The organism is Barnesiella sp. ET7, assembly GCF_024733785.1.
In the GTDB taxonomy this organism is placed as follows: Bacteria; Bacteroidota; Bacteroidia; order Bacteroidales; family Barnesiellaceae; genus Barnesiella; species Barnesiella merdigallinarum.
This window is the reverse complement of sequence record NZ_JANRHM010000001.1, coordinates 334,278-358,700: the sequence shown is the minus strand read 5'-3', so window position 1 is coordinate 358,700 and position 24,423 is coordinate 334,278. Positions and strand designations below refer to the sequence as shown.

18 protein-coding genes and 1 tRNA gene are annotated in these 24,423 nt (G+C 54.9%); 4 read left to right on the top strand and 15 right to left on the bottom strand.

Going from position 1 to position 24,423, the window contains the following annotated elements; translation table 11 throughout:
• Positions 1–132: 132 nt before the first annotated feature.
• The 6 genes from NW211_RS01355 to NW211_RS01330 all read right to left on the bottom strand — a co-directional run bounded on the left by NW211_RS01355 (position 133) and on the right by NW211_RS01330 (position 8,254).
• On the bottom strand, positions 133–3,990 hold the full coding sequence (locus NW211_RS01355) for a T9SS type A sorting domain-containing protein (protein WP_258326662.1): 3,858 nt from the start codon (positions 3,988–3,990) through the stop codon (positions 133–135).
• Positions 3,991–3,998: 8 nt separating this feature from the next.
• A complete protein-coding gene (locus NW211_RS01350) occupies positions 3,999–4,880 on the bottom strand; it encodes a hypothetical protein (RefSeq protein ID WP_241147844.1) in 882 nt (293 codons plus the stop codon).
• A 487-nt stretch (positions 4,881–5,367) separates the two neighbouring features.
• Positions 5,368–5,982, bottom strand: a complete 615-nt coding sequence (locus NW211_RS01345; protein WP_258326661.1) for a flavodoxin family protein — start codon at positions 5,980–5,982, stop codon at positions 5,368–5,370.
• A 264-nt stretch (positions 5,983–6,246) separates the two neighbouring features.
• Positions 6,247–6,322: transfer RNA gene (locus NW211_RS01340), tRNA-Pro, on the bottom strand.
• A gap of 116 nt (positions 6,323–6,438) precedes the next feature.
• Positions 6,439–7,497 (bottom strand): 3-dehydroquinate synthase, encoded by a 1,059-nt coding sequence (gene aroB, locus NW211_RS01335; RefSeq protein ID WP_258326660.1) that lies wholly within the window; start codon positions 7,495–7,497, stop codon positions 6,439–6,441.
• Between the two features lie 13 nt (positions 7,498–7,510).
• Positions 7,511–8,254 (bottom strand): HAD family phosphatase, encoded by a 744-nt coding sequence (locus tag NW211_RS01330; protein ID WP_087409018.1) that lies wholly within the window; start codon positions 8,252–8,254, stop codon positions 7,511–7,513.
• Positions 8,255–8,390: 136 nt separating this feature from the next.
• Here NW211_RS01330 and NW211_RS01325 point away from each other — a divergent pair, with 136 nt between their 5' ends.
• The 3 genes from NW211_RS01325 to NW211_RS01315 all read left to right on the top strand — a co-directional run bounded on the left by NW211_RS01325 (position 8,391) and on the right by NW211_RS01315 (position 13,103).
• Positions 8,391–9,197 carry a hypothetical protein gene (locus NW211_RS01325; RefSeq protein ID WP_143240958.1) on the top strand — a complete coding sequence of 269 codons (807 nt, stop codon included), beginning with the start codon at positions 8,391–8,393 and terminating at the stop codon, positions 9,195–9,197.
• Between the two features lie 210 nt (positions 9,198–9,407).
• Positions 9,408–11,717 (top strand): glycoside hydrolase family 31 protein, encoded by a 2,310-nt coding sequence (locus tag NW211_RS01320; protein WP_258326659.1) that lies wholly within the window; start codon positions 9,408–9,410, stop codon positions 11,715–11,717.
• A gap of 15 nt (positions 11,718–11,732) precedes the next feature.
• On the top strand, positions 11,733–13,103 hold the full coding sequence (locus NW211_RS01315) for a hypothetical protein (protein ID WP_258326658.1): 1,371 nt from the start codon (positions 11,733–11,735) through the stop codon (positions 13,101–13,103).
• 117 nt (positions 13,104–13,220) lie between these two features.
• Here NW211_RS01315 and NW211_RS01310 read toward each other — a convergent pair whose 3' ends face one another.
• The 8 genes from NW211_RS01310 to NW211_RS01275 all read right to left on the bottom strand — a co-directional run bounded on the left by NW211_RS01310 (position 13,221) and on the right by NW211_RS01275 (position 22,534).
• The gene (locus NW211_RS01310; protein ID WP_258326657.1) at positions 13,221–15,074 is read right to left on the bottom strand and encodes a T9SS type A sorting domain-containing protein; all 1,854 of its coding nucleotides are present in this window, start codon (positions 15,072–15,074) and stop codon (positions 13,221–13,223) included.
• A gap of 135 nt (positions 15,075–15,209) precedes the next feature.
• Positions 15,210–16,553: a glucose-6-phosphate isomerase gene (locus NW211_RS01305; RefSeq protein ID WP_258326656.1), complete on the bottom strand. Its 1,344-nt coding sequence runs from the start codon at positions 16,551–16,553 to the stop codon at positions 15,210–15,212.
• Positions 16,554–16,574: 21 nt separating this feature from the next.
• On the bottom strand, positions 16,575–17,573 hold the full coding sequence (locus tag NW211_RS01300) for an NAD(P)H-dependent glycerol-3-phosphate dehydrogenase (protein WP_087409024.1): 999 nt from the start codon (positions 17,571–17,573) through the stop codon (positions 16,575–16,577).
• A gap of 26 nt (positions 17,574–17,599) precedes the next feature.
• The gene (gene lysS / locus NW211_RS01295) at positions 17,600–19,333 is read right to left on the bottom strand and encodes a lysine--tRNA ligase (protein WP_087409025.1); all 1,734 of its coding nucleotides are present in this window, start codon (positions 19,331–19,333) and stop codon (positions 17,600–17,602) included.
• Between the two features lie 90 nt (positions 19,334–19,423).
• Positions 19,424–19,897 (bottom strand): phage holin family protein, encoded by a 474-nt coding sequence (locus tag NW211_RS01290; protein ID WP_258326655.1) that lies wholly within the window; start codon positions 19,895–19,897, stop codon positions 19,424–19,426.
• Positions 19,898–20,248: 351 nt separating this feature from the next.
• On the bottom strand, positions 20,249–20,932 hold the full coding sequence (locus NW211_RS01285; RefSeq protein WP_258326654.1) for a hypothetical protein: 684 nt from the start codon (positions 20,930–20,932) through the stop codon (positions 20,249–20,251).
• 19 nt (positions 20,933–20,951) lie between these two features.
• The gene (locus NW211_RS01280; RefSeq protein ID WP_258326653.1) at positions 20,952–21,347 is read right to left on the bottom strand and encodes a hypothetical protein; all 396 of its coding nucleotides are present in this window, start codon (positions 21,345–21,347) and stop codon (positions 20,952–20,954) included.
• A 530-nt stretch (positions 21,348–21,877) separates the two neighbouring features.
• Positions 21,878–22,534 (bottom strand): DUF1349 domain-containing protein, encoded by a 657-nt coding sequence (locus NW211_RS01275; RefSeq protein WP_258326652.1) that lies wholly within the window; start codon positions 22,532–22,534, stop codon positions 21,878–21,880.
• Between the two features lie 104 nt (positions 22,535–22,638).
• Between NW211_RS01275 and NW211_RS01270 the strand changes: the two genes are divergently transcribed.
• Entirely contained in the window at positions 22,639–23,394 is a 756-nt protein-coding gene (locus NW211_RS01270) for a response regulator transcription factor (RefSeq protein ID WP_258326651.1), read from the top strand.
• Between the two features lie 60 nt (positions 23,395–23,454).
• On the opposite strand, the gene NW211_RS01265 is transcribed toward NW211_RS01270, so the two are convergent.
• A complete protein-coding gene (locus NW211_RS01265) occupies positions 23,455–24,375 on the bottom strand; it encodes a cation diffusion facilitator family transporter (RefSeq protein ID WP_258326650.1) in 921 nt (306 codons plus the stop codon).
• Positions 24,376–24,423 lie beyond the last annotated feature (48 nt).

The window sequence follows — 24,423 nt, the reverse complement described above, 5'->3', positions numbered from 1 at the left end:
CGCGTTGTAGAATCCTTTGGTATATATAAACTGCAAGGGGTTGTGCCCGATTTCGTATCGGCACAACCCCTTGAGGGTTTTAAGAGAGGCCCGGCCGTCGCACGACGGCCGGATTGCTATTGAAAAAAGTGGTTATCTCTTGATTACCTTCACGGCCTTGCCGTTGTTTACTTTCACGAAGTAGATGCCGCTGGCCAGATCGGCGAGGTCGATCGAAACCGTGTTGGCTCCTACGTTAGCTACTCGCATTACTTGAGCACCGGCTATGTTGTAAACCTCGACAGTCTCTATTTCGGCAGCAGCCGAGATGTGGATGAGACCGGTCGTGGGGTTGGGAGCGATGCGGGTAACGACAGCCGTATTCTCGATGCCGGTGTAGACGCTGTTGAGTACGAGCGACTTCTTGGCCGGGGTGATGCAGCTGTTGTCGGAGGTAGGCATGGCCCATATCGACAGGCGTTCGCCCGAGTTAGAAACGGCGTAGAGGTTACCGGCATAGTCAAACTCGAAGTCGTTGACATAGCCACCCATTTCGGGCATCACAATCTTGAACTCTTCGGTTACTTCGGGGATACCCTCTTTCATCTTGTAGGAGTATATGCCTACGCCGCCGTTGACACTCAGAGCCACGAGCGACTCTTTCTCGTTGACGGCCAAAGCACCGTTTTGCGACGATTCGCTGATGATGTTGGGTTCGGCCGAGTTGAATACGGCATCACCGTATTGGTCGCTGTAATAGAACATACAGGGGTTGGCGGTAGAGTTACTGCCGGCACCGCGGTAGCTGGCTGCCCAGTAACCGGTCGAAACGGGTACCACGCTGCTGTTGTCGTTGCCTACATAGCTGCTGGCTGCCTTCGACTCGTTGGGAGCGGCCGTCCAGGTGTTGCTCTCGCCGATGTTGTAGACGTTGACAAACTTTCTCCACGAAGAGCCCGAAGCCGTTTTGTCTACGGCATAGAGTTGGGTCGAAGCACCTTCGCCACGCACACCCACAGCGGTGATTTGTCCGCATACGTAGGTACCGCCAATCGAGAGGCTGCCTGCGTTGTTGGTGGCACCCGGGAACAGGGTAGCGATTTCGAAGGTCTCGGGATCCATGTAGTAGATACCGGCGTTATCGGCGCTGGCGTCGCACAGGAATACACGTCCGTCGGCTGCTACGGCAGCTTTGCGGGGACCCATACCGGTGGTTCCGCTCCACGAGATGGTGCCCTTGTAGGCGGTAGAGCCTTGGTTGGTGATGTCGCTGATGTCGGCACCGAGTACATATACGCCTACGCTCGAGGTTTGTGCTTGTGCGGGGTTACCGGCGCTGACGGTACCGGCTGCGGTATTGGTCACGTAGATGCGTCCGAAGTAGTCGCTCTCGGGCGATTTGTCGATGGCTACACCGTAGGGGGCGTAGTATTGATAGAGAGCGCTGTCGTCGGAAACCTTGGTGAAGCGGGTCACGTTGTCGGCCGTAGCCTTGATGCTCCAGTTGAGTTGCTCGGCAGGCAGTTCGGTGCGGCTGATGGTGGTTTCGTTTTCACCTTTTTCCAGAGCACCCAGCGAGATGGTCTCTACCGTTTCGCCGCTCTCGGGATTGGTGAGGAGCAGGTCGACGGCCGTAGCGTCTTCGTTGAGTTTGAAGTGGATGGTGTAGCTGCTTTCGCTCTCGGTGTAGGAGAGGTCGTAGGCATAGATACGGGCCGGCGATGCGGCTTGTTCTACCCCCTTGGTGGTGTAGCGTACCACGTCGTTGCCTACCATCAGGTAGAGGTCGATGTCGGCATTGTCGACTACGCCTGCACTGCTCATCGGCAGCAGTTCGCTCGAGGTGATGGCAGCCTCGGTATCGCCTACGTTCTGGGCGTGGTCGATGCCGTTGGTTACATCGTACAGACGAACTTTATAGGAGTAGGTGCCTTCGTTCTCTTCGCAGACGGGAGCACTCATGTAAATCTTGTCGGCATAGCGGAAGTAGTTGGCACCCTTCGATTCAACCGGAATATCTTCGGAGAATTCGGCCAGGATGACACCCGTTTCGCTCATCCAGTCGATGATGAACTCTTGCGGCTTGGTGATGGTACCGTCGATGATGAAGCGGCTCTTGGCCAGGGGCGAGAGTACGATTTGGGCGGCTTCGCCGATTTGGGGAGCGGTAAAGTCGGCATTGTTTTTCTGGAAGCCAATCCACTCGCCGTTCTTGAAGTTCCAGCAGAGGTAGCGCATGTCGTAGTCGGTGGTCCAGTCGTTGCCGGGGTGCGAGTCGAAGTAGAGTTGGAACTCGTCGCTCGAGCCGCTCACGGCAATGGTGTTGGCAATGAAGTTGGAGTTGTTGTTGCCCGATGCGGCCAGGCTGTTGCTGGTATTGGTGGCCAGGGTAGCCAGCACGACGGGTTTGGCATCCTCGAGAGCGGTAGTCTCGTCGCCTTGCCATTTGTATACGTAGAAGTCGCCCGTCTGGTATGCGTTGTTCTCTTTACCGATGATGGTCGAGTTGGTACCGATAATGGCACCATCGGTGGTGAAGCCGATGTCTGAGAGGACGTAGGGCATGGTCTTACCGTTGTAGCCTTCGGTCACGATGCCCTCGGTGCTCATCTCTTTGATGAGGGCTCCCGTGGCGGGGTCGAGTACCATCAGCTTGGGAGCCTTGTCGGCATCGACAGCCAGCACATAGTATTTGTTGTCGCGCAGGATAGCCCGACGTACGGTGAGGCCCTCGAGAGCAGCCACGTCGTTGAGCTCGAGGTCTTTGGTGAAGTTGTAGTAGCCGGCAGCGGCAATATCGCCATCCTGTTCGGGATGCGGATAGTCGAGAACCTCTTCTACCACCTCTTCGTCAGAGGGTTCCTCGTGCTCGAGGTCGGTCAGGCGTTGGTTGATAAAGGCCGTTTCGTTGGCCACCACTTCGATGGGCTCGGTCTCGGGCCAGAAGCCTTCGATGTCGAATACCAGATTGTAGGTACCGGGCTCGAGGTCGGTAAATACGAATACACCGTTATACTCGTTGTCGGTGGTGTATCGGGCAACCTCCTGGCCGTCGGCATCCTGCAGAACCACGGTCACGTTGTTGAGCGGTGCATAGGCGTCGACCGAGTTTACCTTGTAGTTATACAGGTCGTTTTCGAGGCTGTTGTATTTGTCTTTCACGGTACCCATGATGCAGCCCTGCGTCTCGCTGTTGTCGCCAAACCAGGCCCGGATGGCCCGCGCGTAGCGTACGCCCTCTTGCTTGCAATAGTCTTTGTTGAGCAGGCGTTGACGCTCGGGTTGGTAGGTGTGGAAACACCCTTCGCTGAGGAACCCGTCGCAGCCGTGTTTCAGCACGCCCAGATAGCCGGTGTAGCCCATGCTGTTGGTCGATGAACTGCCGTAGAACGAGATGTCGCCCCGGCTGTTGTTCGACGTTTCGCTGGTATAGGCCGATTTGTAGGTGATGTCGTTTTTGTTGACATACTGCCAGGCATCGAGAGCCATCTCGCGGGCATTGGTCAGTCCGTTGCCCGAGGCATCGTCGGTACCGCGGTAGAGCAGCAGCGGGTAGTTGGTGCTGGTGCCTTCGGTGGCCGCATTACTGTGTATCGAGATGAAGTAGTCCATGTTGTTGGCCTCGACATCTTGCGTGATTACCGAGAGGGTAACCAGTTGTTGCGTGCCGCTTTCGCCGGGTTGAGTCTCGGTATATTGGTCGTTTTCGGTTCTGTTCTTGTCACCCTCGGCAACCACTCCGTTTACGGTACGCGACATCCGTACGTATCCCACACCGGCTTTTTCGAGCTCGTCTTTCAGCGAGAGAGCCTTAACCAAGTTGGTGTTGGTCTCGAAGAAACCGAGCGTGTCTAATTGTGCATAGTTGATGGTGGCCATGGGGCGGTCGTTGGGTCCCCAGCCGCCGTGTCCCGGGTTGATGTATATACGAGCTTCGTTCAGGTCGCTTGCGCTGGCCGACAGGGCCAACACTACACCCAAACCAGTTCCAAGAAGTTTATTGAGTTTCATGGTGATAATTATTTAGAGGTTGCGACTTTCATTAAATAAATTTCTCCGTTTTGAGTGGTATAAACAATTTTCGAAGCATCGTCCGATGCCGAAGGATACATGCAGATTTGCGATTGGTCGGTCAAAGCCGTACGGTTCGTCCCCTGAGCCGTGACGGCAAATATTTGCGAGTAGGTCACAACTTCGCCGTTGTCGTAGTCGACCATGCCTACTACCCAGTCGTTGCCCATCCATACCGGGGCGCGCAGGGTGCCCAGCGAAACGGGGTTGGAGCCGTCGATGTTGCAGACATAGGCTTTGGCCTCGTCGATGACGTAGTAGAGCAACTTGCTGCCGTCGGGCGAAACCGAAGGCCACAGATAGCCCACGTTGGTGCCGTTGGGCGAAAGTTGGCGAGTCTTGCCGTTGACGGTGATGTAGAGTTGGCTGTTTTTGATGCTGGGGATAGCCGGAACCGTTTTCAGTCTCTCGCCCGAGAGCCGTTTGGTCACCAGTTTGCCATTGTTTACGGCCAGCACCGTACCCCCTTCGACGCTCACCCCTTCGAGGTTGCGGGTCGGTTTGATCAGTTGCTTGGTCTCACCGGTTTTCAAGTCGAGGCTTTTCAGCGAAGAGTAGCGCAAGCGGCCTTTGTATTCGCTTGTGCGGTAGACAATCATCGAGCCGTCGCCGGCAAATTGTGCGTTGAAGCCTGCGCTGCGGTCGTTGGTGATAGTGGAGAGCTCGCCGGTGGCGAGATCGAATTTTCTTAACCCGCTCATGTCGTCGCCGGTTACCAGAATATAATCTCCCTTGGGACTTATTTTCGGGAGAAATGCGCCTTGCCCGTCGAGTTTGAGAGCTTGGGTACTGATTACCTCAATCCCTTGAGCGAAAATCAGTTGACTCATAAAAACGAGTACTCCTAAAAATGTTTTTCTCATAACGATTAAAATTACATGGTTTGATATAGATTATTAAGGATAATTTAGTGTCGTTTCGAGTCTTTGTGTTTCTTTCAGATATTTAAAAGTAGTAAATTTTCTGGTAGAAGTTCGCTTTTTAAATATAAAAAGTGTTTCCAATGTATAATTAAAATAAAAGCGTAATTGAGACGATTCCTTGTTGATGAGGGGGTTATCTCGAGTTGGAGTGTTTCATGATAGATAAAGTAGGCCTTTTAGGGCTCTCTTCAAAGGGAGGGGACAGGGGCTGTATGGGACGGCTCGATTCTGTTTGCTGCCGAAAAAGAGAGTCCAGAATTTTGCCCGGGTATTTAGACAAAATTCTGGACTCTCTTCTCTATCGGTTACAAGCGGGGGGTGTCGGCATATTGCTCTACTATATAATATTTATATAATGTAGCGGGCCCCAGTCGGGACCGATGAGGAGAATGTATTAGCGGATGAAGTGGGTCGGCGTCCACGGCTCTTGCTCGGGAATGGGTTCTCCGCCCTGCTTTAGGTTCTTCAACATCCACGCCATGTTGCGGCCCAAGGTACGCATGGTTTGCAGCCCCTCGATGTCTTGCGAGGCCTCGCCCGGAGTGCGGCCGTGCACGCTGTTCCAGTATTGCGACGAGACTACCGGCATGTTGTTGATGGTAAAATATTTGTTCAGCCGGTCGAAGGTGGCGCTGGCTCCTCCGCGGCGGCACACGGCAACCGCGGCTGCCGGCTTGTAGGCCAGCAATGATCCGGCGGAGTAGAACAGGCGGTCGAGCAATGCGCACAGCGAACCATTAGGACCGGCATAATAGACCGGCGACCCTATCACGATGCCGTCGGCACCCTCCAGCTGTTCTCTCACCCGGTTGTACAATTCGTCATTGAATACGCACCGGCCCAACTCTCTACAGCGTCCGCAGGCGATGCACCCTTGAACCGCCTTGGCGCCGATGGATACGATTTCGGTTTCGATACCATTGGCTTCCAAAGTCTTGGCCACTTCCAACAAGGCAATGAAGGTATTCCCCTCTTTGTGGGGGCTTCCGTTAATCAGTAAAACTTTCATAGTGTTTGTTTTTAGCTCTACAAAAATAACTCTTTTGCGCCTGTTTCGAAATAGATAGATTGTGGATAGTTGTACCCGCATTATGAATGTTTTGCATTTCTACCGGTCTTTGCCGATTGCAATCAAAAGTAGGAGTAGGGTATGAATTTCAGAGTATCGGTGTTGTTCCCTTCCCCCTTATGCAGCCCTCCCGCGGGGTGCGGGGTAGGTGAGGATAAAAAGAAAAGGCTCGATAATCAAGTGATTATCAAGCCTTTCATTCAGTCGGGGTGACAAGATTCGAACTTGCGACCACACGCCCCCCAGACGCGTACTCTAAACCGGGCTGAGCTACACCCCGCTGATTTGGTGATGCAAAAGTAGCTCTATTTTTTACAATGACAAAATTTTTGTGGGCTTTTTTTGCAACTTTTTTTGCTATTTCTCATAACTGATTGTAAATGAGAGTAGATAAATTTATAATTTAAACAGGTCGCGATAGAGGTCGAAGGCAACAAATATCTCTTCCTTGTCGGCATGCTGGTCGATAACGGGGTGACCGATGGCCTGCAAGAGGGTAAAGTTGATGTGTCCGGCCTCGTTTTTCTTGTCGTGGGTCATCAGTTCGTAGAGGGTTTCGTAGTCTTTGCAGGTGATGGCAAAGGCTCCGTAGTGGCGGTAGATGTATTGGGCCAGGCCGGTGATGAGGTCGGAAGGGAATTGCAGGTAGTGGTGCGAGAGCAGCAGCTCGCACACGAGTCCCCAGGCTACGGCATAGCCGTGGGGGATGGGCGTACCCCGTCGGTGCGACAGGCTCTCGAAGGCATGTCCTACGGTGTGCCCCAGGTTGAGGGCTTTGCGTATGCCGGTCTCGAGGGGGTCTTGGGCAACGATGCGTTGTTTTACTTGCACCGACTCTTCGAGCAACCGGAGCAGACGGTCCCAGTCGGGGGTCGCGAGGTCGAAGTCGAGCAGGGCCCGGTAGGAGTCCGGGCTGTCGATGAGGGCATGCTTCAGCATCTCGGCATAGCCCGAGAGCAGCTCTTCGTGGGGCAGGGTGTGGAAGAACCGGGTGGAGATGATTACGGTATCGGCCGGACGGAAGACGCCGATTTCGTTTTTCAGTCCGTTGAAGTTGACTCCGGTCTTTCCCCCTACGGCCGCATCGACGGCGCCCAGCAGGGTCGTGGGCATGTTGATAAACCGGATGCCCCGTTTGAAGCAGGCGGCGGCAAATCCGCCCAGGTCGGTGACCATACCCCCGCCCAGATTCACGAGTAGCGACTTGCGGCTGGCCCCGTGGCGGCTCAGTTCGTCCCACACGTGGGCGAGAGCCTCGAGGGTCTTGTGTGTGTCGCCCGCCTCGATGTCGATGTAGCGGGTCGATGGGGGGAGCGACTCGGCCACCAGGGGCAACGACAGGGCCCGGGTGTGGGTGTCGCAGAGGACAAAGAGGTTGTCGGGGGCGATGCGTTCGATTTCACGAGTGAGTGCCTCGCCGGGTTGTGCGGTAAATATCAGTTTTTGCGGCTCCATAGGGCAAAGGGGGTTATCGGTTGGTGGTACGCAGGATTTCGATGAGGTGGTCTACCCGGTCGGCAAAGTCGGGCATGGAGGGGTACACCAGGTCGGCACCGGCCTCGGTGAGGGCCTGGGCCTCGATGGGTCCGGTATCGACGGCTACGGTGAATACCCGGGCGGCAGCACCGGCCGTGACACCCAACGGGGCGTTTTCGATGACAATGGCCTCGTTGGCCTTGACGCCGGCCTTGGTCAGCCCCATCAGGTAGGGCTCGGGGTTGGGTTTGCCTATCTTCACGTCGAAGGCCGTCACCTTGCAATCGGGGGCAAATACCCCGGGATAGTCACGATCGAGGCGGTCGAGCAGCGAACTCTGCCCCGACCCGGTGACGAGCACGGGGCGTATGCCGTTGGCCAGGAGGCGTTGCAGCATGCGGTCGGCACCCGGCATGGGGACAATTTCGGGCAGTTCGGCAAAGATTCTCTTCTTGATGTCGTAGATGCGGGCGCACTCCTCGTCGGAGAGATGCCGGTCGAATTGCTTCTCGAACAGGCAGCGTATGGTGCTGCTGCTCGTCCGGCCTTCGTGGAGGTAGAACTCGTCGCGGGTACAGCGGATGCCCATGGGCGTGAGGGTGCGATACCAGGCCTCGACGTGATTTTTCATCGAGTCGTAGAGCACGCCGTCCATGTCGATGAGGGCGGCCTTGGGGTCGATGCACGCGGCGTTATGTTTGATCAGGTAGTTTTGGATAGCTTCAATTTCGCACATCTTCTATCGGTAGTTTGTTTATACAAAAATAGAGTTTTTGAAATAATTTGCCAAAGAGGAAATTTGTGAATGCTTCGATTTATCTTTTGATTATAAAATAGCATTCACTATTTTTGTGAAAAATTATAGTTGAGATATGAAGACAGTTATCAGGAAATGGTTCCCGGCTTGTGCATTGAGCGTGCTTCTGTGTGCTTGCGGGAGCAACGTAGCCGATGGCGACTATGCCGGCGCGTTCAAAGAGTATGTAAAATCGGAACTGAAAGCCGGTACGTGGGTTTTGTCGGCCGATGAGGGGTTGACCCCCGACCAGGTCGATTCGATTCAGGTCGAGGCCCTGCACGAGGTGACTATTGCCGACAGCCTCCGGGCCGGTCGTCAAGCGGCAATCGATACCTATGTATCTACCGAGCAACAGTTGAAATACGAGATGGAGGTGGCCGAGCACAACTACAAGCTCGACGAGAACAGCCAGTTTGCCCGCCGGGCCGACTATGCCCGCAAACTGCAGGAGGCCCAGCGTGCCCATGGCAACGACCGCAACTATGCCTCGAAAATCGAGGGCTACAAACTGGCCATGGAGCGTTTGCCCGAAAATCACGAGGCCTATGTGAAATTCGACAAGGAGCGCGACTTCTCCTACATCCGTAAATACGAAGAGGCCAAGGCGGCTTACGACCAGTTTGTGGGTGTGAACGTCGAGGACTATATCGGGTCGTACGAGTCGCTGGCTCAGTATGCCGGTCGCGATACGGCCGAGGTGTTGGGCACCGTGGCCCGGGTGGAGTTTATCACCCCCGACGGTTATCAGTCGGCCGTGGTGCTGTTTAACGAAAAACCGACCTTTGTCAAAGCTATCCTTACCGATTCTGAAGCGTTGGAAGACGACGATACGGTGGGCGATGCCGCAGAGTATGACGCCGAGCTGGAGTCGGAAGATTGACGCTCGCCGTTGCCGATAACGCATTGTAACAGCATGTACCGAGGCTACCCCTTCGCGGGGGTGGCCTCTTCTTTTTCTATTTATTTTTATTCTCTTTGAGTCTGTTAGGCTACACGGCGAAATTTTTTCAAAAGGCCTATAAGGGTTGGTTGCCTTTTTTTTGTCATAAAAGTGTAATGACCTTAAACATCTATTTAAATTTATAGATTCATGAATCACATTAAAAAAATGCTCCTAAGTGCCGCCACTCTTCTGCTCTCGTTCGGAGGCTGGGCACAAAACAATCCGGTAGCCAACGAGGCCGCCATTGTCCAATCGGGAAACATGCGTTTCACGGTGTTGACTCCCGAAATGATTCGTATCGAATACAGCGAAAAGAAACAGTTCGAAGATCGGGCTTCGTTTGTGGTCATCAACCGCAACTTGCCGGTACCCCGTTTCACGCAAGAAGAGCGTGACGGTTACCTCTATATCACGACCGACAAGCTGGAGCTGCAGTACAAGTTGGGTACCTACCCGGTGAACAATGACCGTTGCGACCACAACCTGCAGATAGCCTTCGAGGTGAATGGTGCCGAAGAGGTGTGGTATCCCGGGAAAGAGGACCCCTATAACCTGAAAGGTACCACCCGTACCCTCGACAATGCCGAGGGCGATGTGCGCGAATGGCTCGAGAACGGTTTGCTGTCGCGGTCGGGCTGGGCGGTAATCGACGAGCGCGAGCCCCGCAAGGATGGCAGCCTGAGCCTGATGTTCGAGAAAGACCCCGACGGGGGTATGGACTGGGTGGCCCAACGCAAAGACCCCAACTCGCTGGACCTGTATTTCATGGGCTACGGTCACGACTACAAGCGGGCTTTGTACGATTTCACCCGCATTGCCGGTAAAATGCCGTTGCCCCCGCTCTACGTCTTTGGCTACTGGTATTCGAAATATCAACGCTATACCGAGCAGGACATGCGGGATATTGTGAACGACATCCGCTCGCGCGACATCCCCATGGATGTGCTCGTCATCGATATGGACTGGCACCGCAACGGCAAGACCGGCGATACCAACGGTACCGAGTGGACCGGCTGGAGCTGGAACAAGGCGCTCTTTCCCAACCCGGCCGGCTTTATCGCCTGGTTGCACGAGCAGCACCTCAACACGACGCTCAACCTGCACCCGGCCGATGGTGTTTTCCCTAAAGAGGATAACTACGAGGCTTTGTATGCCGACTTGTCCAACCGCTATTCCGACATCACGGCCGACAGCCTGACCAATGCCGACGGTACCATCCGCTGGAATATCGAGAACAAAGATTTCTACGAAGCCTTCTTCGAGCACATTCTGCGCCCGCACGAGAATATCGGTGTCGATTTCTGGTGGGTCGACTGGCAACAATGGATGATTGCCCAGAACGAACCCAACCTGGGCAACACCTTCTGGTTGAACCATGTCTTCTTCAACGACAAGAAGCTGCAAGGCAAGGACCGTCCCTTCATCTTCCACCGCTGGGGCGGACTGGGCAACCACCGCTATCCTATCGGATTCTCGGGCGACTCGCATTCGACCTTCTCGTCGTTGGCCTTCCAGCCCTATTTCACCGCTACCGCCTCCAATGTAGGCTATGGCTACTGGAGCCACGACATCGGCGGCCACATTCAAGACTGGCCCAACAACTCCGAGCTCTACCTGCGTTGGATTCAATACGGTGTATTCTCGCCCATCCTGCGCACCCACTCGACGGCTGCCGGCCACATCGAGCGCCGTATCTGGAAATATGAGAACTTCGAGCAGATGCGCGATGCCATCTATCTGCGCTACGCCCTTATCCCCTATATCTATACGATGGCCCGCTGGTCGTACGACACGGGCGTAGGCATCTGCCGCCCCATGTACTACGACTATCCCGAGGCCGACGAGGCCTACCGCTACGAGGGTCAGTATATGTTTGGCAACGACATTCTGGCGGCTCCCATCACGGCTACCGACAACGGTACGAACCAGAGCGAGAAGAGCATCTGGCTGCCCGAAGGCAAGTGGTACGAGGTGATGACCGGCCAGGTGCTCGACGGCGGTCGTGTGGTGACGCGCACCTTTACCCGCGACCAGATTCCCTACTACTATCGCGAGGGGGCCATCGTGCCGCTCTACCCGCGCATCATGCACCTGAAGGAGCGCCCCGAAACGCTGATTCTGCAATTTGCTCCGGGTGCCGAGGGTGAGTTCAACTTCTACGAAGATGCCGGCAACAGTGCCGACTACGAAACCGCCTATACCTTTACCCGCATCACCCAGCAGAGCGACGGAGAGAAGACCGTCTGCACCATCTATCCGCGCACCGGCTCGTTCGAGGGCATGCCTCAGTCGCGCTCTTATCGCCTCGAGATTCTGGCTCGCGATGAGGCTCCTGCCCGGGTAACATACGCCGACGGTACGGCTGCCGACTATGAATACGACGCCGAGGGTAAGAAGATTGTCATCTCGGTACCCGCTACGGCTTGCAGCGAAACCATAACCCTCACCGTTGAATAAAAGGAGGAGGCGGTTATGGGAAAAGCAGGTAAATATATAGTTGCTTTTGCCTTGCTGTGGGGCATGTTTCCGGCAGCAGGCGCCGAATGGAAACTCGTGGGCGATACGGCCGAGCTGAAGAGTCCGGTGGTATTCTCGCCGGTGAGCGACAACGCCAATCGGTTTGAGTATGTAGGGCCTATGGTCGAAGATCTCTTCAAGGTAACCGACGGTACTACCCAGTATATTCAGGAGTGTGGCAGCAACAACCCTCTGGGCGACTCCATACCCTTGCGCGAGGCCGACCCCGACGAGCGGGGCATGAGCATCCGCTATGCCGGCAAGACCGATGTATACCGGCTCACCCTTACCGTCGACGGTGAGGAGAAGAGTCTGAAAGCCGAGCGGATAGAGTTGCCGAAGAATCTCTACATCATCGGCGGCCCGTTCAACCGCGAGATTCAGTTCTGGAAATTCCAGGATGCCAAGCAACTCGTTCCCGATACGCAGTATCCCTATATCTTCTACTACAGAGGGGTGATGCGCTACAACGACGAGGGCGACGAGTGCGGCAGCTTCATGTTCATACCGCACTTGACATGGGACGACAAGTATCACCCGGCGCTCACGGGCGACTGCCCGATTGCCGACAAGATAGGTCAACCGCTCGACATGCGGCTGAATGGCGAGGATAACAAATGGAGCATCGCCTCGGACCGCAGCGGCGACGGCTACTACGAAATCAAGGTCGATCTGCTCCACATGACCATGACGGTCGAGAAGTTCGAACCCGACCTGATCGAGGATCCCTTCCCCCTCTCGGTATTTGCCGCAGGTGCCGCCATGCCCTGTGGGTGGGACAACTCGCACCCGATGGTGCTCGACCCCATTGCCGACGGTGTATACCGCTGGCAGGGCGAGGTGCAGGGCGGCGATTTCAAATTCCTGCGCCGGCGGGGTACCTGGGAACGCTGCTATGTGGCCACGACCCGCGACGAGCCGGTTCACCCCGGTGAGGAGCACGACGTAGTCTATGAGTACAACTCGTTTGTCGAGGGCAACGACTACAAGTTTACCGTGGCTGCCACCGACCCGTGTATCATCACGCTCGACCTCAATCGGATGAAGATGCGCGTCGATACCGAGGAGACCATCGGGGGCAGCGGCATCGCTCCCGTCGAGGAGTTGGGCGGCCTCACCTGGTATGCGTGGAACCATACGCTGTCGCTGCACACCACGACTGCAGTGGCTTTGCAGACCCATATATTTGCCCTTGACGGGCGACTGGTTGCCCAGCGCAATTTTGTCGGGAGTACCGATATAACCTTGGCGCGTGGTTGTTATGTGGTCGTGTTGCGCGACGAAAAAGGATTGAATTATGCTAATCTTAAAGTGCTGGTACGCTAATCTGTGCGACCTGTAAACGAGAGGGGCACTGCACGATACAACGGTATCGGTCGGTGCCCCTTCGATTTTTCTGTCAGGTATGTGTCTGTCAGTGTGTAGAATTGGCCGGCCGGCGGGTTACGGTACCACCACCTTGAGGGTGTGGTTGCCGCAGCGCAGCAGGTAGAGGCCGGGTTGCAGGTCGAGGGTATTGTCGCCTTCGAGGCCCGGCTGTTGCCGTACCAGTTGCCCTTGCAGGTTATAGACCGTCAAGGGGCACGAGGCTTGCAGGCGTACGACGAGGCCGCCGGGACGGGTCATCACCTTCACTCCGGCGGGGTCGCTTTCGAGATTCTCGACACTGGCCGGGAGGGGAACCTCGGTCAGCGCGGTCCACGACGACTGGTAGAGCTTGCCGTCCGATTCGGCATAGGCACTCATGCGGAAGGCGAAGCGGTCGCCCCACGCCTGGGGCAGGTCGGTGAAGGTATAGCTGTTGATGCGTCGTCCCTCGACGAGCCGGTAGTCGTAGTTGTAGCTGAAGCTGTCGCCCGTGGAGAGGTCCTGGGTGAGGGTGAGTTCGTCGAGATACATCTCTTGCGTATAGTCTCTCTGTCGGAAGTAGATTTCGAGACTGGTCGTCGGACTGCTGTGGTCGAAGGTAATCGTGACCTCGTTGTAGCCGGGGTGGGAGAGTGTGACGCTCTTTTTCTCGGCATTCCCCGTCTGGTAGTAGTTGTTGAAGTCGACCTGGTCGCCCATGGCTCCGTAGATGCGGGCCTTGGCTGTGTATCCGCTGGTGTTGCTCATGGCGATGGTGGGGGTGGAGATGCTGATACCGCCGAGCATGCCGCCGGTCCAGCAGCCGTAGAAAGCCGACCAGTCGGGCACGGTGGTGTAGTCATCGTAGTTGGTGCCGCCCATGTCGTCGACCGGTAGCTCTACGGTGCCGCCGGTGAAGGCGTCGAAGTTCTCATAGAGAATCGTCTGTCCCGGCTCGTCGCGTTGGGCCGTGTGGGTATAGACGTTGTAGAGCACATAGCCGTCGGCCCCGATTACGGTGCTCCAGTTGGCGGTATACTGCCCGCCGTGCACTTCGGTAAAGTCGTTGAGGCGGGGCGTTTCGAGGGAGCCGGCAAAGCCGAAGACATCGACGATGTTCGACTCGGCCGAGCGTTCGCTGCCTTGGATGCTCTGTACCGTATAGAAGTAGTCGGTATCGGGTTGCAGACCGCTTACGGGGACCGAAGTGTTTGTGGTCTCCAACCCTTCTATCAGATAGTCGCGTGTCTTGACCATTCCGCCGTAGGTGATGGCGATGTCGTCGATGGCGGTGGGGCTGTTCATGTCGGGAGCCTCGTCGGTGTAGGTGATTTTGAACCGGATGCACCCCACGGGAATTTCGCGGCTATACTCCACGATGCCGCCGGCCGGGTAGTAGATGGTCGAGGTTTCGCCCAGCAGGCTCCACCGGTTGCCGTCGTAACCGTAGGCGGCTACGGTGCCGTTGCCGTTGGCATTCTTGACCCAGAACGAAAACCGTGAAGCGGGAGCCGGCAGGATGGGGGTGACTATCGAGTCGCGCTCGGAATCGAAGGCGAGGGCTATCGTGCCCGAGTGTACCGAGGTGGTGTCGGTGGCGACCGTCGTGGTGTAGAGCTGGCGCACCGAGCCGCCGGTCACGTCGAGGCTCCACCCCTCGGACAGGGTCGACCGGTCGAAGTCGATGTATTTGTTGCGCTTCGATCCCAGCGTGGTGGGGACCAGCCCCTCGAAACTTTCGGTAATCGAGGTCTCGGGGGTACCCGAATCGGCCATTGTGTAGGCAAAAACATTCAGTTGATAGCCCGATGCCGCTTCGACGGGCTGCCAGTTGGCTGTGAACGAGGTGGTGGTCACATCGGTAGCCGGGAGAGCGACGGGAGATTCGATGGCGGCTTGTGTCGCTTGCAGGCCATAAAGCGCCCACAGGAGAGCAATCAGTTTTTTCATAGCTCGAACGAATAAAGTTTACCCCGTAAAGATAGGTAAATATATGGAAAAATGTTATTGAAAAGTTATATAAAGTAAAAGCCCGCCGAAAATCGGCAGGCTTTTGCTTTATAATTGTCACCAGAAGTGCGATGGTCAGATGCGAGCCTGGATGGCTTTGCTCTCCTCTTCGTAGCCGGGTTTGTTGAGCAGGGCGAACATGTTGCGCTTGTAAGCCTCTACGCCCGGTTGGTTGAAGGGGTTCACGCCCAAGATGTAGCCGCTGATACCGCAAGCCTTCTCGAAGAAGTAGATGAGTTGGCCCAGATAGGTTTCGGTGAGTTCGGGAACCACGATTTTGAGGTTGGGCACACCGCCGTCGACGTGGGCGATTTGCGTACCGAGCTCGGCCATCTTGTTCACCTCGTCTACGCGTTTGCCGGCCAGGTAGTTGAGTCCGTCGAGGTTCTCGTGGTCCGAGGGGATGGTAACCGTGTGCTTCATCTGGGCTACCGAGAGAACGGTCTCGAAGATGATGCGTTCGCCCTCTTGAATCCATTGACCCATCGAGTGCAGGTCGGTCGTGAAGTCGACCGAAGCGGGGAAGATGCCCAGGTGGTCCTTACCTTCGCTCTCGCCGTAGAGTTGTTTCCACCACTCGGCAAAGTAGTGCAGTTTGGGGTTGAAGTTGACGAGAATCTCGACCTTCTTGCCGCTCTGGTAGAGGGCGTTGCGGGTAGCGGCATAGATGGCGGCGGGGTTCTGCTCGAAGGGAACCTCTTCGCCACAAGCCTTCTCCATGGCAACGGCACCGGCCACGAGGGCGCGGATGTCGAAGCCCGCGATGGCGATGGGCAGCAGACCTACGGGGGTGAGTACCGAGAAGCGGCCGCCTACGTTGTCGGCGATGATGAAAGTCTTGTAACCCTCGGTGTCGGCCAGTTTGCGCAGGGCACCCTTGTGGGCGTCGGTGATGGCCACGATGCGGTGCTTGGCCTCCTCTTTGCCCACTTGAGCCTCGAGTTGCTCCTTGAGCAGACGGAAGGCGATGGCCGGCTCGGTAGTCGTTCCCGATTTGGAGATAACGACGATGCCGAACGATTTCCCCTTCAGCAAGGTTTGCAGTTCATACAGGTAGTCCTCGCCGATGTTCTGTCCGGCAAAGAGGACAATGGGGTTTTTATGTTCGTGGTGCAGGAACTCGAAGGTATCCGAGAGGGCCTCGATTACGGCTTTGGCACCCAGGTAGCTGCCGCCGATACCGATAACGACTACGATGTCGCAGCGCTCTTTCATCTGTTTGGCTGTGGCTTCGAGGTCGGCCAGATGGGCTTCGGTTATTTCGGAGGGCAGGTGCAGCCAACCCAGAAAGTCGTTACCCTTGCCGGTACCTTTGTGAAGCATTTCGATGCCGTTTGCAGCTTTGTCTTGCAAAGCGAAGACGTCGCTCTTGGATACGGTTCCTAAAGCTTTTTCGATGTTCAATTCGATTGATTTCATAGCTTTGACTCTATTTGTTGATTATAGAAATGTATCGTAAATATTTTCGATGGCATGCCGGGGCAATACCTTTTTGTAAAGTATATCATAAACGCATTGCAGGATAGGCATGTTCACGTGGTAGCGCTCGTTTATCTCGTAGATGCACTTGGTGCCGTAGTATCCCTCGGCAATCATCTCCATCTCCATCTTGGCGGCGTTGACCGAATAACCGCGCCCGATCATGGATCCGAAATTGTGGTTGCGGCTGAAGCGGGAGTAGGCGGTCACCAGCAGGTCGCCCAGGTACACCGAGTCGCTGATGTTTCGATGTTCGCAGGGCGATACGGCCCGCAAGAAGCGGTTCATCTCGTTGAGGGCGTTGGAGACAAGCATGGCCTGGAAGTTGTCGCCGCTCTTCATGCCGTGGCAGATGCCGGCGGCAATGGCGTAGACGTTTTTCAGCACGGCCGAGTATTCGATGCCTCTGACGTCGGTCGAGACGATGGTTTTCAGTTTGGCTCCGTTGAGGGCGTTGGCCAGCGCATGGGCCCGCTCCAGGTCGTTGCATCCCACGGTGAGGTAGGAGAGTCGTTCGAGGGCCACCTCCTCGGCGTGGCAGGGGCCGCCGATGACGGCCAACTGCGATTCGGGCACGTGATAGAAGGTTTGCAGATACTCGGTGACAATCATGTTCTCGTCGGGTACGATGCCCTTGATGGCCGTCACTACGAATTTGCCGCTGATGTCGGTGTCCAGCTTCTTGAGGTGGGCCTTCATGTAGGGCGAGGGCGTCACCAGTATCAGGGTGTCGGCCGCTTCGGCAATTTCGTTGATGTCGGAGCTGAAGTGGATGCGCGAGGTGTCGAAGGCGACATCCGACAGGTACACCGGGTTGTGGCCGGTTTGCTTGAAATCGGCAATACGGTCGTCGCGCCGCATGTACCACAGGATGCTGTCGGCATTGTTCAGCGTCAGCTTGGCCAGCGCCGTAGCCCAACTGCCGCCCCCCATGATCGCTATTTTACCGGGAATGGTCATGTGATAGGATAGGGCTTTTTGGAGGATTATTTATTTGCGTTTTCTACCCAATTTTTTACGTCGTCGACCGTGGGGTTAGCCAGGTCGAGTTTATATTTCTTGTTGATGCCGCAAATCTCCTGGTGCATCTTGTTGGGGTTGGCCTCGGCCAGGTCGGCTACGGTGAGGTAGCCGGCTTTCTGGATGGGGGCTACCCATTGAGCCGGTACACCTATGGCAGTATAGGCGGCCTCTTTGTCGCGTTTCTGTACCTTCTCGGGACGCATCTGCGGGAAGAAGAGCACCTCTTGTATGGTGGTCTGGCCGGTCATCAGCATCACGAGGCGGTCCATGCCGATACCCATGCCCGACGTGGGGGGCATGCCGTATTCGAGGGCGCGGATGAAGTCGTTGTCGATAAACATGGCCTCGTCGTCACCTTTCTCCGAGAGACGCAGCTGCTCTTCGAAGCGCAGGCGCTGGTCGATGGGGTCGTTCAGCTCGGAGTAGGCGTTGCACAGCTCCTTGCCGTTGACCATGAGCTCGAAGCGCTCGGTCAGCTCGGGGTTGTGGCGGTGACGCTTGGTGAGGGGCGACATCTCGATGGGATAGTCGGTGATGAAGGTAGGTTGTATGTAGTGGCCTTCGCATTTTTCGCCGAAGATTTCGTCGATGATCTTGCCCTTGCCCATGGTCTCGTCGATCTCTACGCCTATCTGCTTGCACACCTCGCGCAGTTGTGCTTCGTTCATGCCGCTGATGTCGATGCCGGTGTGCTCCTTGATGGCGTCGAGCATGGTGATGCGCTTGAAGGGCGGCTTGAAGCTGATGACGTTGTCGCCCACCTTGATCTGGTCGGTACCGTTCACGTCGATGCAAATCTTCTCGAGCATCTTCTCGGTGAAGTCCATCATCCAGTTATAGTCCTTGTACGAGACGTAAATCTCCATACAGGTAAACTCGGGGTTGTGGGTGCGGTCCATACCCTCGTTGCGGAAGTTCTTGGAGAACTCGTATACCCCCTCGAAGCCGCCCACGATGAGGCGTTTGAGGTAGAGCTCATCGGCAATGCGCAGGTAGAGCGGAATGTCGAGGGCGTTGTGGTGCGTGATGAAGGGCCGGGCGGCGGCACCGCCGGGAATCGATTGCAGAATAGGGGTCTCGACCTCCAGATAGCCGCGGGCGTTGAAATACTCGCGCATCGAGGTGTAGACCTTCGTACGTTTGATGAAAATATCTTTTACTCCCTCGTTTACTACCAGGTCGACGTAGCGCTGGCGGTAACGCAGTTCGGGGTCTTCGAACGAGTCGTAGGCCACGCCGTCTTTCATCTTGACGATAGGCAGCGGGCGCAGCGATTTGGAGAGTACCGTCAGTTCCTGGGCGTGTACGGTGATTTCGCCCGTCTGTGTGCGGAATACGAAACCGCGGATACCCACGAAGTCGCCAATATCGAGCAGCTTCTTGAATACCGTGTTGTACAGCTCCTTGTCTTCGCCGGGGCAAAGGTCGTCGCGCGAGATATATACCTGGATGCGGCCCACCGAGTCCTTCAACTCGATAAACGAGGCCTTGCCCATGATGCGGCGGCTCATGATGCGGCCGGCGATAGATACCTGACGGGGCTCTTCGGCACCGTCGACAAAATTATCTTTTATTTCCTGAGAGTAAGCATTTACCGGATATTCGGCTGCGGGATAGGGCTCGATGCCCATTTTGCGCAACTCGTCCAGACTGTTGCGGCGAATGATCTCTTGTTCGCTCAGATCGAGAATATTCATAGACGTAAGTTTGTAAATTTTCGCAAAAATACAAAACTTTAGGCGAAAACGTCTACGATTTGGCGTAAATTATTGTTATCGAACGGTCATTCAGGGCGTTGTCTCGTGCGGGGGCTTGAGTCTGTCGTCCGGCTTGTCGTCGCCCTCTTCGGGGGCGATGATGTCGCTCTTGCCCTTGAACCACTTGAAAATGTTGATGCGCAACCGGCTGCCGTGGGCCTCGAAGTAGTTGTTGAAACACGAGTTGATTTCGCAGCCGTAGACCACCAGCAGCACGATGGCCGGCAGCACCGGTATGCCGAAGGGGGTGCCGAATGCCTGGCCGAAGCTCGTGGCTACCAGTATCCAGCAGATGTAGTCGATAATCTTGTTGATGCTGCGTCGCACGGCCCGGCTCTTGCGGATGACCTCGCCCCGGTGGCGGGCCGCATCGATGCCGAACTTCAGGTCGGCCAGCACCAGAGCCAGCGCCGCCAGCAGAAACCAGCGGATGGGGGAGACCAGGTCGGCCGCCCAAGCCAGATACGACGCCAGGGTGCCGTTGATTACGTTGCGTTCGTTCATGTCGGAATTTGCATTTAAGTGGTTCTGCTGCAAATTTCGGTCGCCCGCCCCGCCCCGCCGTGGCCTGTTGATAAAAAGAGGGAGTCACCCCGTTGCGAGGATACCCCCGCACCCGATGCGCACCGTGTCACCCCGCACCCCGATGCGGGGTCCAGGCAAGTGTCACAAAGGAAAATGTATTTTGCGGGTAATTTTGCCGGTATCTCTGGATACCGCATCATGGTGCGGTATGACGTGGAAATCCCCCCCCGCACTGGGTGTGGGTAATGTGTATGAGTGAGGTGTAAATACAGCAGAGATGAAGAGGCTTGAAAATCTTCATCTCTGCCGATATTCTTTTAAGGGTAAGATTTATAAGTCTTCGCCGTTGGCTTGGTTGTAACCGTTGTCGTAGTATAGAAGGATATAGTATTCGCCGTATTGTTCGGCAATCATAAACCAAACGGATTTTTTATAAAGCTTGTCAGTCATGTATTGCAGCAATTCCGTCATAAGCTCTTGTCCTTGCTCTTCGGTAAGGGATGATAATTGTTCCTGTGAATATTTGGAAAAAATGAATGCTTGGGTTTCTTGCGCAATGGCAGTCGAATCTATTCCTCCTTCCGGGACTTGAAAATAAGATGCTTGGTATCGTTTTTTATTCACGGACATCTCATAAGAGATGTTGTCATCTTCTGGTATGATGTAGGACTCGGAAGATACAGATTGATATTTCTTATTGTTTTCAAATTGTCGACAGAGGGCATTGAACCGTATTCTGATGTTGCTTTCACTTGAACTTATGGCATCTCTTACCATGATGCGATACACTTTATCGCTGTTTGTTACGACGGAGATGTAGGAGTCTCGGCCATTGAACTCTCCTTTCAAGCAATCTAATTCGCTGTCGTATCGAAATCCTTTTGCCTTGAGCTTTTGAATCATTTCGCTTTTGCTTCCGTCTACAGGAATTCCCAAAAATTTAGTGACATCGTTCTGTGCAAATAGTGCCGTTACGCAAACGAACAGCATCGAGAGTGTTAATAGTCTTTTCATGATTTTAGCGTATTAGTAATTAGAAATCTATTGTGTAAGAAGCTGATGATGAACCTTCGCCTTTGATAACGAATGGCTCTTCTCCACGGCAAACGTAGATGCGAACAGTCTTGCTTGCCCCAGTAGCTTGAATTTTTGCCTTGAATCCTTTAGATACAGGACCATAGGTTTCCTCCCAGGATTTTACATTTGGTTCAATCGTTTTTGAGCCTGTTTCGGTTTCGACGGTAACTGATTCTATTCTGGCATTTTCATAGCCTACACCTCCATAGGCGAGTGCTGTGTATTTTACATAGTAGTTCGCATCGGTTTCGGTCCCCTGTTGCGTGTTTGATGGAGAGGGTTCTTCATTAGTACAAGAAGAAAATGTTAACAGCGTTAATAAAACGCTTAACAAGACGATAATTTTTTTCATGTTCTTTGTGGTTTAAATATGAAAATGGCGTGTAACTATTCTTCGCTTGCTTTTACGTTTGGTTACCGCCAAGTGACCATATTCCACAACAAGCACAGAACAGTCCACGCCGTTACAACGTGAACCTTCAGACGCTTGTTCTCGTGGAATGAATGATTGGCGGTATTCAACGTAAAGAGAACAAGAGCTAAAAGCTCAATTATTTCGATAAAAATATTTTTCTATTTACAAGTATTTCTCCTTTCTTATTAGGTATTAAAAAATCGTTTCTATGGTTGTTTTTATCTGTATGATACAAAGATACAAAATTCTGATGAAAAAATCTATATATATTTGATTTTTAATTATCGAGAATAAAACCTGTTGAGTTAGATTCTCTCTGGATTCCGCATCGTGGCGTGGCATGACGAACGCCACCACGTTGTGGCGCGGCATGCCGGCGGGGAAGGGACGGAAAAAGAAAATCCCGCGAGCTCGTCGGGAGGGAGGGTGAGAGCATCGCGGGATTGGGACGTATAGCAACTTGTCCCTTATTGGGCACTGTTCTTTTTCAGCCATTCGAGGCGGCGCATGTCGGGCAGGTGTTTTACCTTGAAGTGCTCGAAGGTGGCGCGGAATCCGTCGCCGTCGGGGCTGGCGCCCATCACGCCCACCTGAACGGGGGTGTTGTCTTGCAGCCAGGCGTTGCGCATGAGGGTGTACTCCTTGTCGTCGAACGAGTAGAACACCTCGACGGCATCGAGACGGCGCACGGCCTTGATCCAGATGTAGGGCACGGCCTTGTCGAGGGTGATAACGCTCCAGTCGGAGGTGTGGTGGGTAACCACGGTGCTGAGGTTGAATTTGCCGTCGACGAACTCGATGCCGGCCTTGATGTAGTTTTCGTGGTCGATGCGCAGCATGATGCCGGCCTGGTCGAATCGGGTCTTGTAGTCGCCGGTGACTTTGACTTTCACTTCGAACTCACCGCCGTAGGTGGCGTAGTAGAAGGGGGCATCGTCGACGGTGAAGCCGTAGTGCGAGATGCGCCAGTAGTCGGTCTTGGGGGTTACAAACATGGCGAGGGTGTTGTCTTTGATTTCCCATTGTTCGGGTTCGTTGAACCATTGCATTTTTTCTAACGATTGGGCCATGCCCGTGGCGGCTGCCAGCAGCACGGCAAGGGTTAACAGAATTGAGCGTTTCATTTGTATATGTCTATAAGTAGTAAATAACCATTACTTTTTTTATATTTGCAAATGTATAGAGCTGAAATAGAATATACAATGATTATAAATAACCATTTTCTATCGTGGATATAGTCGGTAAACTTAACAGTCTGTTTCTGAAGCAGGACAGTGCCAAGGGGCGCCGTTACCTCGACGAGCTGGAGCGCTACAAGAGGGTGGCTCGCAGCTACAGCCTGATGGAGGGGACGGTGTCGGTTTTGAGCGACATGCACGCCAACGTGAGCTACCTCTATTATGGCGGATTCGCCAGGACGCTCAATCTGAAGCGCCCCGGCACCGAAGAGTCGATAGCCTCGATTTGGGAGGAGAACATATTGGGGTTGATTCCTCGCGAGGACTTGTATGACAAGTATTTGCAGGAGTTGCGTTTCTTCAACTTCGTGAAGCGCCTGCCCAGGGAGAGGCGCCAGCACTGTTGCCTGGTGAGCAAGTTGCGCATGCGGTCGCCCTCGGGCGATTGTCTGTGGGTGTGCCACCGCATGTTTTATGTGTCCGACCCGTTCAACAACTCGCTGTGGCTGGCGTTGTGCCTGTATGGTCCGCTGTCGTTCGACTGGCCGGGCGGGGGCCATCTGGTCGATACGGTCACGGGGGCCGTGGTCGAGCTGGGGGCGCGCGGCGAGTCCAAGATTTTGTCCGACCGCGAGATTCAGGTACTTCGGCTGATTGACAAGGGGTTGATAAGTAAGCAGATAGCCGATACACTCTCAATCAGCATCCACACCGTGAGCCGGCATCGGCAGGAGATTCTGGCCAAGTTGCAGGTGCGCAACTCAATCGAAGCGTGCCGCGTGGCCAAGGACCTGGGGCTGCTCTGACCGTGTGGCGTGTGGCGGCTGTGTGCCTCCCCGCTTGCGGTGGTAACCACAGGGGGCTGCTCAGGCTTTAGGCTGGTAGGGCTCGATGTGCACGTTTACCTGGGTGTGTTTGCCAAAGGCGGCCTTGAGGTTGTTCTCTACGTGGGTGGCGATGTCGTGAGCCTCGACAATCGACGAACGGGCATCGACCTTGATGTGCATGTCGATGATGAAGGCGTTGCCGTTCTTGCGGGTGCGCAGGTGGTGGAAGGTGATGACCCCGGGGGTTGCCTGTATCTTCTGCTCGATGTTTTGCTCGATCTCCTGGGGAAGCGACATTTCGAGCAGCTCCTGTATGCTGGGACGGGCCAGCTTGTAGGCCACGCCAATGATGAATATGCCCACGATAACCGAGGTGATGGGGTCGAGTATGCGCCAGCGTTCGCCCAGGAACATGGCGCCCGAGATGCCGATGAGGGTACCTATCGACGAAAAGGCGTCGGACCGGTGGTGCCAGCCGTTGGCAATGACGGCCGGGTTCTCGATTTTGCGCCCGATGATGATGGTATACCAGTAGAGCCCCTCTTTCACCACAATCGATACGGCAGCCATGACGAGGGCCAGGTAGGTGGGCCGTTCGATGGTGCGCCCGTTGAGCACCTCGTATATCTTCACACTGCCCGAGTAGAAGATGCCGATGGCCACGATGAAGAGGGCAAAGCTGATGAGCATGGTGGCAAAGGTCTCGAACTTGCCGTGGCCGTAGGGGTGGTCGCTGTCTTCGTTCTTGGCCGAAATCTTGATGAAGATGATGACGATAAAGTCGGTCACAAAGTCGGAGAGCGAGTGGATACCGTCGGCCACCATGGCGCTGCTTCGGCCCACTACGCCGGCCACGATTTTGGCAGCCGAGAGTATGAGGTTGGTAAAGAATCCCACCCAAGTGACCCGGGCCGCTTTTTTCTCCCGGTCGATGTCGCTTATTTGTTCGGTCTCGTTCATTACAAAGTGTGATAAAAACAGTGCAAATATAGAGTGTTTTGAGTTAGG

Coding starts and splice junctions, on each gene's coding strand:
- NW211_RS01315 (WP_258326658.1), top strand. CDS start 11,733: ATGGGAAAAGCAGGTAAATATATAGTTGCTTTTGCCTTGCTGTGGGGC.
- aroB (WP_258326660.1), bottom strand. CDS start 7,497: ATGGAGCCGCAAAAACTGATATTTACCGCACAACCCGGCGAGGCACTC.
- NW211_RS01265 (WP_258326650.1), bottom strand. CDS start 24,375: ATGAACGAGACCGAACAAATAAGCGACATCGACCGGGAGAAAAAAGCG.
- NW211_RS01310 (WP_258326657.1), bottom strand. CDS start 15,074: ATGAAAAAACTGATTGCTCTCCTGTGGGCGCTTTATGGCCTGCAAGCG.
- NW211_RS01275 (WP_258326652.1), bottom strand. CDS start 22,534: ATGAAACGCTCAATTCTGTTAACCCTTGCCGTGCTGCTGGCAGCCGCC.
- lysS (WP_087409025.1), bottom strand. CDS start 19,333: ATGAATATTCTCGATCTGAGCGAACAAGAGATCATTCGCCGCAACAGT.
- NW211_RS01330 (WP_087409018.1), bottom strand. CDS start 8,254: ATGTGCGAAATTGAAGCTATCCAAAACTACCTGATCAAACATAACGCC.
- NW211_RS01300 (WP_087409024.1), bottom strand. CDS start 17,573: ATGACCATTCCCGGTAAAATAGCGATCATGGGGGGCGGCAGTTGGGCT.
- NW211_RS01285 (WP_258326654.1), bottom strand. CDS start 20,932: ATGAAAAGACTATTAACACTCTCGATGCTGTTCGTTTGCGTAACGGCA.
- NW211_RS01345 (WP_258326661.1), bottom strand. CDS start 5,982: ATGAAAGTTTTACTGATTAACGGAAGCCCCCACAAAGAGGGGAATACC.
- NW211_RS01280 (WP_258326653.1), bottom strand. CDS start 21,347: ATGAAAAAAATTATCGTCTTGTTAAGCGTTTTATTAACGCTGTTAACA.
- NW211_RS01320 (WP_258326659.1), top strand. CDS start 9,408: ATGAATCACATTAAAAAAATGCTCCTAAGTGCCGCCACTCTTCTGCTC.
- NW211_RS01355 (WP_258326662.1), bottom strand. CDS start 3,990: ATGAAACTCAATAAACTTCTTGGAACTGGTTTGGGTGTAGTGTTGGCC.
- NW211_RS01325 (WP_143240958.1), top strand. CDS start 8,391: ATGAAGACAGTTATCAGGAAATGGTTCCCGGCTTGTGCATTGAGCGTG.
- NW211_RS01305 (WP_258326656.1), bottom strand. CDS start 16,553: ATGAAATCAATCGAATTGAACATCGAAAAAGCTTTAGGAACCGTATCC.
- NW211_RS01290 (WP_258326655.1), bottom strand. CDS start 19,897: ATGAACGAACGCAACGTAATCAACGGCACCCTGGCGTCGTATCTGGCT.
- NW211_RS01350 (WP_241147844.1), bottom strand. CDS start 4,880: ATGAGTCAACTGATTTTCGCTCAAGGGATTGAGGTAATCAGTACCCAA.